The following is a 12,460-nucleotide window of genomic DNA, read 5'->3' on the forward strand; positions in this document are numbered from 1 at the left end:
CAAACTTAATATCCGAAATGCAAGCTTTAGACCTAATGAGATACGAGGAGCCGGTTTTCAGACCTCCAAGTGAAGCTTTCAGTCTAATCATCCAAGCTACAATTGGCTGTTCTTGGAACAAATGCACGTTCTGCGGAATGTATAAGATGAAAAAGTTCAGGGTAAGAGATATCGAAGAGGTCAAGGAAGATTTCAGGATTGCTAAGGAAATATACGGAGATGTTGGGAGAGTTTTTCTTGCCGATGGTAACGCTCTTGCTGCTGATACAGACTTTCTGCTTGAAATTGCCAATTATGCCAACTCCCTGTTCAATCTGGAGAGGATAAGTTGCTATGCAACCCCTCAGGATTTACTTGAGAAGAGCATAGGGGAGTTGAGAGAGCTGAGAAAGGCAGGGATTTCGCTGCTATACGTGGGGATAGAGAGCGGTGATGACATCATTCTCGAAAATATAAGGAAAGGCGTGACATCAGACGAAATCGCTGAAGCGTGTCAGAAGGCCCACGAAGGTGGGTTTGATTTGTCTGTAACTGTATTAACGGGTATTGGTGGAAAGGAGAGGAGCTATGAGAATGCGAGAAACACAGCAAGACTGCTTAACCGCATTTCTCCGAAGTATACTGGAGTTCTCACATATATCCCTGTTCCAAATACACCACTACATGTCAAAATAAAGAGAGGGGAGTTTCTCCTACCAAATGCTCTTGAAAACCTCCTTGAGCTGAGGTGGATGATTGAGAGAATTGAAGCAAAGACTATCTTCCGCTGCAATCATGCATCAAACTATCTCCCGCTTAAAGGAACCCTACCAGAAGATAGAAAAAAGCTGTTAAAGGCAATAGACTTCGCCATTGCCCACCCAGAGGTTCTGAAGCCGGAATGGTTGAGGGGACTTTAGCATGAGACTTCGACTCTCAAATAACATTTAAAAATTACAAACACACCATTTTCATGGAGTGGAATGAAAAAGGCAGAAAAATTGTGGATTTTTTGAAACTGAGAACTCCCCCTGTTGGGGTGAGATTCTACGAAGAAAAATATGAGCCTGAAAGAGCTTTCAAACCCTCTAAATATGGAATACAGATGGCTGTCTGTCAGGCAATAGCCTTTGCCCGCTACATCGGTAGAACAGTTTTACTCGAAGCTGAGGATTTTGCCTGTCCTCCTGCTATGCTGCTTTATGGAGTGGCAAAATACGAGGGGAGTCTGAAGGATATTTTACTGGCTGCAGAGTGGATAAAGGACGAAAAATGTGAGGTTGCAGAGAGAAGTTTACCAATAAGCAAATACAGGAGCTTTGTTTTTGGTGATCTGACTAAAATGAGGGAAGAACCACAAGCAGTGCTTGTTTTCGGCACTCCCGCTCAGATTGGGAGGCTAATTCAGGCTGCAACCTATTTTGGGGGATCGGTTAAGGCAAATCTGACCGCCAAAACCGCTTCATGTGCTGAAGCTCTCTTCCCGGCATTAAACGGAGAGCTTGCGATAGCGGTTCCGGGAGCTGGGGATAGGGTTTTTGCCGCTATTCAGGAGACGGAGATGATCTTCGCCATGCCCTACGACTGGACTGACAGAATCATAGAGGGGCTTGAGAATGCGGGAAGAGGGGCGAACATCAGTTATCCACCCACACCCTTCCTGATGTTCACACCGAGGTTTCCCAAGCATTACAGAGAGATTGCGGAGAAGTTTAAACCCGTTTGAGAGCTGTGATAACTCCGTGACATCTGCAGGCGGTGGCAACGACAATTTTTTCACTTTTTTCTGCCTTTCTGATTAGCTCGCTAAAGTCTCGGCCTGAAATAGCCCCCAATCCCGGTTCAAGCTGCTGGCTGACAAGAATGAAGGATTTAGGCCAGGCAAATTTGACAAGCTCGTGCATCGGACATGGCTTTCTGATTTTTGTTACCGGGCAGATATCGGGGGCTGGGCACTTCTCAAGGCACTCTTGGTCTCTGTTGTAGCTCACAACAATGCTTCCTCTGCCTGCCGAAACGATGACCCTGAAAGGCAAACCCGAAGCGATGCAATCCACGATTTCATTCCACGGTTTCATATCGTATCCAATCCTCAAAGCTTCAGCAACCACGTGAACTGGGGCTGTGGGAAACACATACTGCGGGCTAAGCTTTAAAACGAGATTTGGCAAGACTTCTATCCCCTTTCCCAAAAAATACCTGCCTCCCTTCTTGATATCTTCAACTCCCTCAGCAATCTCAAGATTTAACTCATGCACAGCAGCACAATTCGTGTCTGGGTCAACAACAACGTAACTTTTCAAATTCCTTTCCAGATATTTTGCAGCCTCAACCCCGTATTTTCCGCCTCCAACAATTATATCCATCTTACCACCTGAACGGTGGCTTAATCAGCCTTATCCTTTTTCCGTTCCATTCTATATCCTCAGTTAGCTTTTCTCCAACAACTTCCTCTATCCTCTCCACATCCTTCAGACTCCTAACCTCAAAGGCAGGGACATCTGCCTTTTGGAGCAGTTCAACAGCTTCGTCGGTCGTCATATTCTCAAGCTTTTCCTGAATTGCTGCTCTTATCTCCTCAAATCTTGAGAAGCTCTCTAAAAGGGTATACTTTAGGTTCAGGTTTAGGGCTGAGCACAGCCTTCTCCAGAAGTGCTCCTCTGCAATAATTCCGAGGGTGATGTATCCATCCTTTGTCCTGTATATTCCGTAGGCCGGATTGCTGGAAAATGCGGGAAGAATCCCCAATCCGTTAAGTATGGAGGAGGAATGAATGGGAACTGAAAATAGGGCTGAATGGAACATGCTTATGTCCAAATACCTGCCCTTACCGGTTTTGCTTCTTTCATGAAGTGCTGCGAGGATTGCAATTGCCGCGTAAACAGCAGATGAGAAGTCGGCAAGCTGCAGATTTGGGTCTCTCATTTCCTTACCCATTGCCGAAATTTCCAGTATCCCGCCGAGACCAAGGCAGTTCAGGTCATGGGCGGGTAAGTGGGCAAGGTTGTTCTGTTGCCCGAATGCGGAAATCGAGCAGTAAATTATCGCCTCATTCACTTCCCTCACGCTGTCGTAGCCGATACCAAGCTTTTTGGCTACTCCCGGTCTAAATCCTTCAACGATTACATCTGCTCTTTCTGCAAGCCTCATGAATTCCTTCAGTCCTTCTTCAGACTTCAAATCAAGAAATACGGATTTTTTGCCGATGTTCATTGCAGCAAACACGGCATCGAGCATTCTTCCCGGCTCTCCACCGGGTGGTTCTATTTTCACGACTTCGGCCCCAAGAAGCTGGAGAATTCGGCAGCAGAAGGGGCCGGGATAAAAGGCAGCAACCTCCAGAACTTTAACATCTTCAAGCATGATGAGCCTTGCTTTTGAAGATTTATAAATTGCGTGATAGAGTTGCAGCATGTATCAGTTGAGATGCATTGAGTGTGGCAGAGAGTGGAGTGACGAGCACTACACATGCGAGTGTGGGGGGCTGCTTGAGGTCAGGCTCAACCTTGACGAGATTGACGTTGATTTCAGACTTGATGGTAAGAACATCACTGTTTGGAAGTATAGATCACTTCTTCCCGTTAAGATTGACCCCGTTACGCTCAGGGAGGGAGGAACTCCACTGTATAGGGCTGAGAGACTTGAGAAAGAGGTTGGAGTTAGAAGGGTTTACGTAAAGCACGAAGGCCTGAATCCTTCAGGCTCATTCAAGGACAGAGGTATGACTGTTGGTGTGACCAAAGCCATTGAGCTTGGTAAAAGGGCGGTTGCATGTGCCTCTACTGGCAACACCTCTGCCTCGATGGCGATGTATGCTGCGAAGGCAGGGCTTAATGCCTACGTTCTACTTCCAGCAGGGAAGGTTGCGCTGGGAAAAGTAGCTCAGGCTCTTATGCATGGAGCCAAGGTTATTGGGATCAAAGGCAATTTTGATGATGCGCTAAGAATTGTCAGAGAAGTTTGCGAGAAAGAGGGGCTGTATCTGCTGAACTCCGTCAACCCCTTCAGACCTGAAGGGCAGAAAACCATAGCCTACGAGGTGGCTGATGAGATTGGTGTTCCAGACAGGGTTGTGCTTCCCGTAGGCAATGCCGGGAACATATCAGCGATATACAAGGGATTCAGAGAACTGTACGAGATAGGGATGATAGATAAGATGCCGAAAATGACTGGTATTCAGGCAGAAGGAGCAGCACCGATTTACAGAGCTTTCAAAGAGGGTAAGGATTACATTGAGCCTTTTGAGAATCCAGAAACCATAGCAACAGCTATAAGGATTGGCAACCCAGTAAATGCGAGGAAAGCCTTGAGGGCAATCTACAACACCGATGGTCTGGCCGAGATCGTGAGCGACTCTGAGATAATTGAAGCGCAAAAGTTTCTTGCCGCAAAGGAAGGAATTGGTGTAGAACCCGCCTCAGCATCAAGCGTTGCAGGTTTGAGGAAACTCGCAGCTAACGGGATGATTGACCCCGATGAGACAATTGTCTGTGTGGTAACAGGAAACTTGCTGAAAGACCCTGAAACGGTTGTTAGGGTTTGTGGAGAGCCTACAGAGGTTGATGCAAGTGTTAAATCTGTGATTGAGAAAATCAGGAGTTAAAGACTTAACTGTTCCCAGATTTGTCTCTCTTAATCGTTGTCACATTATTATAATATTTTAATCTCAAAAAAATACCTTTATTAAAATTTTGAAGAAGTAAATAACATGAAGCTCAAGCTTTTGGTATTCTGCCTCATCACCGCTATCCCATTAGCTTTTTGCATTGATGGAGGGCAGATCAATTCACAGGTCAATTTCTCTGTAGAGGGGTGCGAAAAAGCCAAGTCATATGGAACAGAGGGATATGAGGTCTTAGATGGCATGATAAGAGCATATGTTATGAGAAACTGCTGTAGCGACGAGATAGTGGTTGAGAAATCTGATGGAGGATACAAGATAATAGAGAAGGACGAGGATGGAGAGATATGCAAGTGCAATTGCATGAGCACGGTTGAAATACGAAATGTTAAGGATGGAAACGTGAGGTTAACCTTTGTAGATTTTAACGGAGAAGAGAGGGAACTGACAAACCTTAAAGGAGGCTTTTGTGGCTGGTCAACGCATGCAGAATGTTCCAGCGACGACGAATGTGTTGTAACAGGATGTTCAGGGCAGGTTTGTGCAGGGAAAGGGGAGCAGATAGTTACAACCTGTGAATGGAAGAATTGCTATGATGCTAAAAAATTCGGTGTGGTTTGCGGTTGCTTCAATGGTAAATGCCAATGGGCACAAAGTTAATCTTTCCAACATCAACTTTGAAGTATGAAAATTTATGTTGTCTACAACTACGGGCAGTACAACCACCTAATTCACAGAACCCTGCGAGATCTGGGGGTAGAGTCAAAGCTTGTAGAAAACACCACATCAGTTGAAGAACTCAGAGATGTTGATGGACTTGTTATTGGAGGCGGTCCTTCTCTCGAAAGGACTGGTAACTGTGAAGACTATCTTAAAGAACTTGATGTACCTATAATTGGAATTTGCCTCGGACACCAGCTGATGGCTAAAGTTTTTGGTGGAGAAGTAGGAAAGGGCAGTATGGGAGGCTATTCTGAAGTAGATATTAGAATACTGGAGGAAAATGAACTTTTTGAGGGCATACCCAAGGAGATAAAGGTCTGGGCGAGCCACATGGATGAAGTCAAGAAGCTTCCTGAAGGATTCAAGGTTCTTGCAGAGTCAGACATCTGCAAAATTGAGGCGATGAGACACGAGAGAAGGCCGCTTTATGGTGTGCAATGGCACCCTGAGGTTTACCACTCTCAGTATGGTGTCGAGCTTTACAGGAACTTTATCGAAATATGCAGGAAGTGATTATCCCTCGAACCTCATTCTCAGCTTGCAGAAGGCACAAACGTCTCCACTCGCAACCTCGCCGCATATCCTGCAGTAATTAACCTCCCCAAACTCTCCCTTCTCAATCAACAACCCTCTGATGAAGTTCTTGGTGAACCCCGGCTTTTTTCTCTCTATATCATAAACAATCTCCTTCCATTCCGGACTTGGGGCGTAGGGGCATTCTACTGGCGTAAAGGGAATGTTGCGAACCAGAACGAAGAGCATGTTCTCCCTCTCACTGATTTCGAACATCGGTTTTGCCCTCGTCACGATCTTCTCATCAAATGGCTCATTTCTCGGCAGGAGCTTCTCAGCCCAGATTTTAATTCCACCTGCAATGTTCTTGAGGTAGAATGAGACCACATCCTCAACCGTATGACCGGTAGCAACGACATTGAAGTTATTCTCTCTTGCAAATCTGTTCATGATATATCTCTTTGCCACTCCACATCCGGAGCAGGTTTTTCTTCTCCATTTTCTTCTCAAATCCGAAATCGTGAACCCGTAATCCCTAAGCCTAAGAACGTTGAGGCTGACATCGAGAAGTCCTGAAAGGTCTCTAACAGCCTTTTCCGACTCTTCAGAATATTCCTCAATCCCCAGATCAATGTATAGTAGTTCAAAATCATAACCAAGCTCTTTGAGCACAGCAGCCATTGCCGAACTGTCTTTGCCCCCCGACACAGCAGCAAGAACCCTTTCATTTTCTTTCAAAATACCGTATCTCTTTATGCTTCTCTTTACAAGCCTGATGTAAAACTCAGGATAGCATTCCTCGCAGAGCGCGATTCCATAGGCTCTCAGATGGGCAATTGCCTTTTTACCGCACCTTTTGCATTTCATATCAGCCCCTCAAGATTGGGGATGGCGATTGAGAGCAGTATGGAGAAGAACACGATGAACGCAAACACCTTAACAATCTGCATTGAAATCTCCTCCCCCCTCTCTCCGTATCTTCTGACCAATATCCTGCTGAAAACTTCGTGGAAAACTCTTCCCCCGTCAAGCGGTATTGCAGGAAGGCAATTAAAGAGACCCACGTAGAAGTTGATCCATCCTACCCAGTAGAGGGTGTTGAGAACCCAGAAGAACCATGGAGGAGCATCAAATAACATATTGTAATCTCCTGTGAATCCTTGAAACCTAAAGGGCATAGCTATTAAGTATAACCAGCCCTGAACGCTTTTTATGTGCTTCGGAATTGATCGTATTTCCTCAAGGAGCACCGAGGAGTAAAGAAGGTTTATCCCGTCAATACTGTCGAAGGTCTGAACATAAACACCCAGAAATCCTTTCCCGTCCTTTCCGGCAAGTGTAACATTAAAGGACTTAATCGAGCCGCTATCATACACATAAACCGTAATTCTCTCTCCCGGTTTTGTTTCTCCCATTTTCCTCTGAAAATCCTTGTAATCCCTTATCGTAGTGTTGTCTATCCTAACAATGAGCATTCCTGCTTTAATACCTGCACGCTCTGCGGGAAATGTCTTGTTATTCTCCCTATACAGGCCAGTAATCTTTACACCCATTACGTTGGGCACTTCAACTAATTTAAACTCTCCATCCTTTTCGAGTTTGAAAGTCACCTTGCTCCCATTTCCTAAGGCTTTTCTAACCTCTTCGGGCGTTGTAACTTTATACCCATTTAACTCCACTACCTTTCCCTCAAAATTGCCTGTGTCGTTGAAGGCAACAACGGATGGGTTTACAGCTCCGATGAGCTGGAAAAAGAGAACAAATACGATGAATGCCACAATGAAATTGCTTATGACTCCAGCAGAAAATATCCTGACCCTTGAAGATGCCGATGTTCTTTCCTTGTCGAGGAGTTCCTTTTCATCTGGCTCTGCAAAGCCCCCGATGGGGACTAAGGCGAGAATAACACCAAGTGCCTTCACCCTAACCCCTTCAACCCTGCAAAGAATTGCATGGCTGAATTCGTGGACTACAAGAGTTACAATCAATCCGATCGTTCCCCATATAACCGGAATGAAGGGATTCACGCCCGGAAGCAGCAATGCTGCTCTTGGACTTGTGAGCTCAGAAGGTTGGGGAGGACTTGTGAGCATGATGTAATCAGCGACGAGAATGAGTGCGAACATGAAGACCATTCCAGCAAAAACAGCAGGTAAACCGATATTCGCGTAAATCTTCCAGAAAGTTCTTGCCTTAGATATCCTCTCCAGTAAATTCAATCCTTTTTTCGTCCTGATGAGTAAGATTGGTCCATAAGCAGTTATTTCGTACTTCTCCAGCACTCCCTTTCGTCTTAAAGTCTCTACAATTCCCCAATAAAGGATGAATGCGATTATCGCGAAACCCATTGAAGTCAACATTATCTCAAACAAAGCCACAGCATAATAAAAATGTTAGGTATGCTGCATCATTTTGCTCATTTTCAAGATACATCGAGGGATAGAGGCACCCAAACACTAAGAGAGATATTCAAGTAAAATTTTTTAACCATTTTTCGCATATTTTGTCATGAGAACTTTTCCGGAAAAAGGCAAAGATACCGACTCCGTTATCAAAGAGCTTGAAGAGCTTTCCATAGAGGATTACGACCCTCACAGCAAGAAAATGTGGGGACATATCTACTATGCAGGGCAGAAAGAGATTGTCAAGCTTGCAAGAAAAGCTTACCTGATGTACATGGACAAGACTATGCTGGACTTCACGACTTTTCCGAGCCTTTTAAGGATGGAGAAGGAAGTTGTTGAGATGGCTGCAAGTTTGCTCAACGGAGATGAAGGGGTTGTTGGTAACTTCACATATGGCGGAACAGAGAGTATCATGCTCGCCCTGAAGGCTGCGAGGGAGAAATTCCGTAGGGAGAAAGGAAAAAACGTCATTCCTGAACTCATCTTACCGGCAACAGCTCATCCAGCCTTCTGGAAGTCCGCCGAATACCTCGGCTTCAAGGTTTTAAGGGCTAAGCTCAACGATGAGCTGAGGGTTAATGTTGATCACGTGAGCGAGTTGATGAGTAACAGCACAGCTGTTGTTGCTGGTTCAGCCCCAAATTACCCCTTTGGAGTAGTTGACGACATCAGGGCTTTATCCGATCTCGCTCTCGACAGTAAAGTATGGCTGCATGTAGATGCATGTCTTGGTGGTTTCTCCCTACCCTTTTTCAGAAGACTCGGAGAGAGAATTCCAGACTTCGATTTCAGCGTTGAGGGTGTGAGTTCCATCTCGGCAGATTACCACAAGTATGGTTTTTCGCCGAGGGGAGCATCAGTGATTCTTTACAGAAACGCAAAACTGAGGGAGGGGCAGATATTTGTAATGGCCGCATGGCCTGGTTACCCGCTTGTAAACACGGCGGTGCTGTCAACCCGCTCTGCCGGAACTCTCGCAGCAGCATGGGCTGTGATAAACTACCTTGGTTTTGAAGGATACTTAAAGATGGCTGAGAAGATGCTATACGCCAAGCGAAGGTTGATTGATGGACTTACTGAGCTTGGACTTGAGTTGATCGGTAAGCCAGAAGGGCCCGTGCTTGCTTTCACCTCTGACGAGATTAACCTGTTCAGAGTAAGCTCGATAATGGCTGAGAAAGGGTGGTACGTGCAATCCCAACCCGGATCAAAGCATCTCGCTTTTCCTCGAAGCATACACTTCTCAGTCAATCCGGGGCATGCGGATGTTGTGGACGAATTCATAGAGGATATGAGGGATGCGGTGAGCAGAGCCGGTAGTGACTATCCTGATATCTCATCCTTTGATTTCTCGAAGTTCAAAATCGGCAAAAACGGGCTTCCTGAGGATATGGAAATGATTGCAGAACTTATTCACTCAATGCCACCAGATGTTGTGGAGAGTGTTTTCAGATCGGTGATTAACGAGTTAATCTTCTGAGTTCAGTTTCCTGTATATTTTTTTCAGCTTCCCGTAAAGCTCCTTGTAGTATTCGAACTGTGTGTCGTAAACTCTTGCCTCCTCCTCATTGGGCTTGAAAACTCTGTCAACCCTGAACTTTGCCGCAGCACTCTCAAAGGTTTCCTTTCCCAATCCCACTGCAGCCATCGTCGCCAAACCTCTCAATCCTGTTTGTTCAGGATTTTTAAGTCTTTTAACGGGTCTCTTTATCGCATTTGCTATTATCTGACACCAGATGTCAAACAATGCTCCTCCACCGACAATATTCACTTCCTTTTGCGGAGCGGTCATCTTTTCAACGTAGCCGTAGACCCACTTGATGTTCATCGCAACACCCTCCATCATTGCTCTCAGCACCTCTTCTCTGCCAGTGTCAAGACTGACATTCACAAGCCCACCTCTAACGTAGGGATCGTCAATCGGTGCTCTTTCACCGTAAAACCACGGCATGAAAATCAGCTTTCCGGGTTTTGCCCTCTCAACCATCTCCTTCACAAGTTCATACTCCCCTTCAATGCCAACGAGCTTCATAGCCCATTCTAAGGCACCCGCCGCAACTTCCTGCTCCGCTATCAGCAGGTACTTTTCGGGAATTGCGCTCAGGAGACTACCTATGAAGTGGAAAATGTCCGTCTTTCTCTTGGGAATGTGGGCAGCAACCCAATCACTCGTGCCAACGTAAACATGACACTCATTGTCTTTTACAGCTCCTGAACCAACTGCTGCAGCGCAAACATCTCCTGTGCCAACCACAACTGGCACTTCTCCTTCAATTCCAAGCTCCTTCCTGACTTCGGGCAGCAAATACCCTGCAATATCTGTTGAGTTCCTTATTTCTGGGAAAAGTGATAGTTCGAGGTTGTAATCTTTCAGTAGACTTTCAGACCATCTTGCCTTCCCATCCCTCGTGTCCGCGAGCCATGTCAGATGAGCCTCGTCCGGACTTGTAACAAAGTTTCCCGTAGCCCTTGCAACGAGATACCCTCTCACATCCAGAATTTTAAAGGTCTTGTTGAAAACATCGGGCTCGTTTTCCCTTATCCATACTATTTTAGAGATCGGGTCTTTACCCGTCCTCGAAGGCGCCCCCCCAGTCAACCTCAGAAACTTGATTAGTTTCGTTAGAGAATAGCCCTGAATTTTTACCAATCCCTTCCAGACGTCTTCAGGAAGTCCGGCAGCCCTCTCATCAAGCCATATAATCATATTTCTGAGAGCATTTCCCTCTTCATCTACTGGCACAACACCTGCCATGTGCCCCTCAAAGATAATGGCGTCCAAACTTACACCTTCTGTGATCTTTCTGCAGACTTCAACTATGCTGTTCCAGAGTTTTTCGGGGTCTTTCTCAGCCCAGTGCTTCTTCGGATATTCTACAACTGCCTTCGTCGATTCCGTTTTTACAGCCTCAAAGGTAGATATATCCATGATAGCAGCCTTTATTGAGGTGGTGCCAACGTCAACAGCCAGAACGGGGTTAGAATCGGTCATCATAATTATCTACTAAGTGAAATATTTATAATTTTCTATCATCACCGGAAGGGATTAAATATTTGCGTGAAAATTCAAGACAATGCGGGGCATATTCGTCTCAGGATTTTTTGCATACGCTGCCTTAAGCTGTGTTATCCCAATAATTCCATCCTACGCATTATCACTTGGTGCAACCCAGCTTATGTCTGCTGTCGCTGCAGGTATCTTTGCCCTTTCTCCGGCTGTTGCAATGACTCCCTTTGGCATCCTCAGCGAAGTTTATGGTAGGAGATCGTTCATCCTCGCCGGAATTCTAACGGGTGCTTTTGCATCTCTGCTCTATCTGCTGTCTTTCAATGCCTTGCTGTTGATTCTTGCAAGATTGATCCATGGTTTCGGCGCTGCCATGTATATACCCGCGGTAAATGCTCTCGTAGCTGATAGATCATCTGAAGACAGAAGGGGGGAAACCATCGGATGGCTGCAAACGACTTTAATGCTCGGATTCTTTGCCGGACCAGTAGCTGGAGGATATACTGCCGAAATTTACGGTGCAAAAGGTGTTTTTCTTCTATCTCTTGCCTTCTCTATTACCTCCCTCCTCTTTGCTCTCTCTCATGTTGAAAAGAATACCAGAGGACATTTAGAATACAATTTCAAATTTCCGACAAGCATGTTGCCATTCTACAGCCTGATGTTCGTTGGAACGGCAGTTACAGCAGCCTTAGCACTCTTCGCCCTGCCCTTTTACGCCTCCGAGATTAAAATAACCGAATCTCAGACTGGAGTTATAGTGTCTTCCCTATTCCTCTTCTCAGCCCTCTCACGCGTTCCTGCTGGAGTTTTGTCGGACAGATTTGGAAGAAAAGCTGGAGTAATTGTAGGAATGGTCTTCGGTTCGTTAGGATTGGTCATGGCGGCTACAACCAATCCCATCCAGCTATTCATCGCATCTTCAATCTGTGGGGCTGGGATGGGGATTGTGAATACAGCAGTTTTTGCTGCAGCATCTGACTGCGAGAATAGAGGATTTGCGATTGGGCTGGCCAACACTGCTTTAAATGCAGGAATATTTGCTGGATCGGCGATTGCAGGTTACATGGCAACGTTTTTAGAATTTGAAAAGATGATGATATACCTTGCAGTGATTTCCATACTGTTCACACCACTCGCCCTCCTCAACTCGACACAGCATTTAAGTTTGAAAAAAGAATAAGAAAATTTTGTATAGTCCCAAAAAATTTG

General features: G+C 45.6%; 12 protein-coding genes. 7 read left to right on the top strand and 5 right to left on the bottom strand.

The annotated features are described in order from the left end of the window. The first annotated feature begins 35 nt into the window (after nt 1-35). On the top strand, nt 36-899 hold the full coding sequence (locus BP688_RS12245; RefSeq protein ID WP_290596590.1) for a B12-binding domain-containing radical SAM protein: 864 nt from the start codon (nt 36-38) through the stop codon (nt 897-899). A 53-nt stretch (nt 900-952) separates the two neighbouring features. Next, nucleotides 953-1,705 carry a DUF169 domain-containing protein gene (locus BP688_RS12250; RefSeq protein ID WP_290596589.1) on the top strand — a complete coding sequence of 251 codons (753 nt, stop codon included), beginning with the start codon at nt 953-955 and terminating at the stop codon, nt 1,703-1,705. Here the strand turns inward: BP688_RS12250 and BP688_RS12255 are convergent. Together BP688_RS12255 and BP688_RS12260 are read right to left on the bottom strand one after the other, a co-directional pair. Beyond that, the gene (locus tag BP688_RS12255; RefSeq protein ID WP_290596588.1) at nt 1,692-2,345 is read right to left on the bottom strand and encodes a hypothetical protein; all 654 of its coding nucleotides are present in this window, start codon (nt 2,343-2,345) and stop codon (nt 1,692-1,694) included. The genes BP688_RS12250 and BP688_RS12255 overlap by 14 nt on opposite strands. A 1-nt stretch (nt 2,346) precedes the next feature. Next, on the bottom strand, nt 2,347-3,342 hold the full coding sequence (locus BP688_RS12260; protein ID WP_290596587.1) for a CaiB/BaiF CoA transferase family protein: 996 nt from the start codon (nt 3,340-3,342) through the stop codon (nt 2,347-2,349). A gap of 49 nt (nt 3,343-3,391) precedes the next feature. Between BP688_RS12260 and thrC the strand changes: the two genes are divergently transcribed. The 3 genes from thrC (at nt 3,392) to BP688_RS12275 (ending at nt 5,836) form a co-directional block, all read left to right on the top strand. After that, nucleotides 3,392-4,582 carry a threonine synthase gene (gene thrC / locus BP688_RS12265; protein WP_290623351.1) on the top strand — a complete coding sequence of 397 codons (1,191 nt, stop codon included), beginning with the start codon at nt 3,392-3,394 and terminating at the stop codon, nt 4,580-4,582. 105 nt (nt 4,583-4,687) lie between these two features. Next, nucleotides 4,688-5,260, top strand: a complete 573-nt coding sequence (locus BP688_RS12270; protein ID WP_290623350.1) for an eight-cysteine-cluster domain-containing protein — start codon at nt 4,688-4,690, stop codon at nt 5,258-5,260. Nucleotides 5,261-5,284: 24 nt separating this feature from the next. After that, nucleotides 5,285-5,836, top strand: coding sequence for a GMP synthase subunit A (locus BP688_RS12275; RefSeq protein WP_290596584.1), 552 nt, complete (start codon nt 5,285-5,287; stop codon nt 5,834-5,836). Here the strand turns inward: BP688_RS12275 and BP688_RS12280 are convergent, their stop codons facing one another. Both BP688_RS12280 and BP688_RS12285 read right to left on the bottom strand, forming a co-directional pair. Beyond that, a complete protein-coding gene (locus tag BP688_RS12280; protein WP_290596583.1) occupies nt 5,837-6,703 on the bottom strand; it encodes an ATP-binding protein in 867 nt (288 codons plus the stop codon). After that, complete coding sequence (locus BP688_RS12285; protein WP_290623349.1) at nt 6,700-8,196, bottom strand: site-2 protease family protein; 1,497 nt, start codon at nt 8,194-8,196, stop codon at nt 6,700-6,702. Before BP688_RS12285 ends, BP688_RS12280 begins: the two co-directional genes overlap by 4 nt. Before the next feature lie 148 nt (nt 8,197-8,344). On the opposite strand from BP688_RS12285, the gene BP688_RS12290 reads away from it, so the two are divergent. Next, nucleotides 8,345-9,721 (top strand): pyridoxal phosphate-dependent decarboxylase family protein, encoded by a 1,377-nt coding sequence (locus BP688_RS12290; protein ID WP_290623348.1) that lies wholly within the window; start codon nt 8,345-8,347, stop codon nt 9,719-9,721. Here the strand turns inward: BP688_RS12290 and BP688_RS12295 are convergent. Then, on the bottom strand, nt 9,710-11,236 hold the full coding sequence (locus tag BP688_RS12295; RefSeq protein ID WP_290624683.1) for a xylulokinase: 1,527 nt from the start codon (nt 11,234-11,236) through the stop codon (nt 9,710-9,712). The two genes, BP688_RS12290 and BP688_RS12295, sit on opposite strands and share 12 nt — an antisense overlap. Before the next feature lie 79 nt (nt 11,237-11,315). Here BP688_RS12295 and BP688_RS12300 point away from each other — a divergent pair, with 79 nt between their 5' ends. After that, a complete protein-coding gene (locus BP688_RS12300; RefSeq protein WP_290596579.1) occupies nt 11,316-12,431 on the top strand; it encodes an MFS transporter in 1,116 nt (371 codons plus the stop codon). Nucleotides 12,432-12,460: the final 29 nt, after the last annotated feature.

Origin of the sequence: Archaeoglobus sp. UBA230 (genome assembly GCA_002507545.1) — an archaeon.
Taxonomy (GTDB): domain Archaea; phylum Halobacteriota; class Archaeoglobi; order Archaeoglobales; family Archaeoglobaceae; genus Archaeoglobus.

Coding starts and splice junctions, on each gene's coding strand:
- BP688_RS12245 (WP_290596590.1), top strand. CDS start 36: ATGAGATACGAGGAGCCGGTTTTCAGACCTCCAAGTGAAGCTTTCAGT.
- BP688_RS12250 (WP_290596589.1), top strand. CDS start 953: ATGGAGTGGAATGAAAAAGGCAGAAAAATTGTGGATTTTTTGAAACTG.
- BP688_RS12255 (WP_290596588.1), bottom strand. CDS start 2,345: ATGGATATAATTGTTGGAGGCGGAAAATACGGGGTTGAGGCTGCAAAA.
- BP688_RS12260 (WP_290596587.1), bottom strand. CDS start 3,342: ATGCTTGAAGATGTTAAAGTTCTGGAGGTTGCTGCCTTTTATCCCGGC.
- thrC (WP_290623351.1), top strand. CDS start 3,392: ATGTATCAGTTGAGATGCATTGAGTGTGGCAGAGAGTGGAGTGACGAG.
- BP688_RS12270 (WP_290623350.1), top strand. CDS start 4,688: ATGAAGCTCAAGCTTTTGGTATTCTGCCTCATCACCGCTATCCCATTA.
- BP688_RS12275 (WP_290596584.1), top strand. CDS start 5,285: ATGAAAATTTATGTTGTCTACAACTACGGGCAGTACAACCACCTAATT.
- BP688_RS12280 (WP_290596583.1), bottom strand. CDS start 6,703: ATGAAATGCAAAAGGTGCGGTAAAAAGGCAATTGCCCATCTGAGAGCC.
- BP688_RS12285 (WP_290623349.1), bottom strand. CDS start 8,196: ATGTTGACTTCAATGGGTTTCGCGATAATCGCATTCATCCTTTATTGG.
- BP688_RS12290 (WP_290623348.1), top strand. CDS start 8,345: ATGAGAACTTTTCCGGAAAAAGGCAAAGATACCGACTCCGTTATCAAA.
- BP688_RS12295 (WP_290624683.1), bottom strand. CDS start 11,236: ATGATGACCGATTCTAACCCCGTTCTGGCTGTTGACGTTGGCACCACC.
- BP688_RS12300 (WP_290596579.1), top strand. CDS start 11,316: ATGCGGGGCATATTCGTCTCAGGATTTTTTGCATACGCTGCCTTAAGC.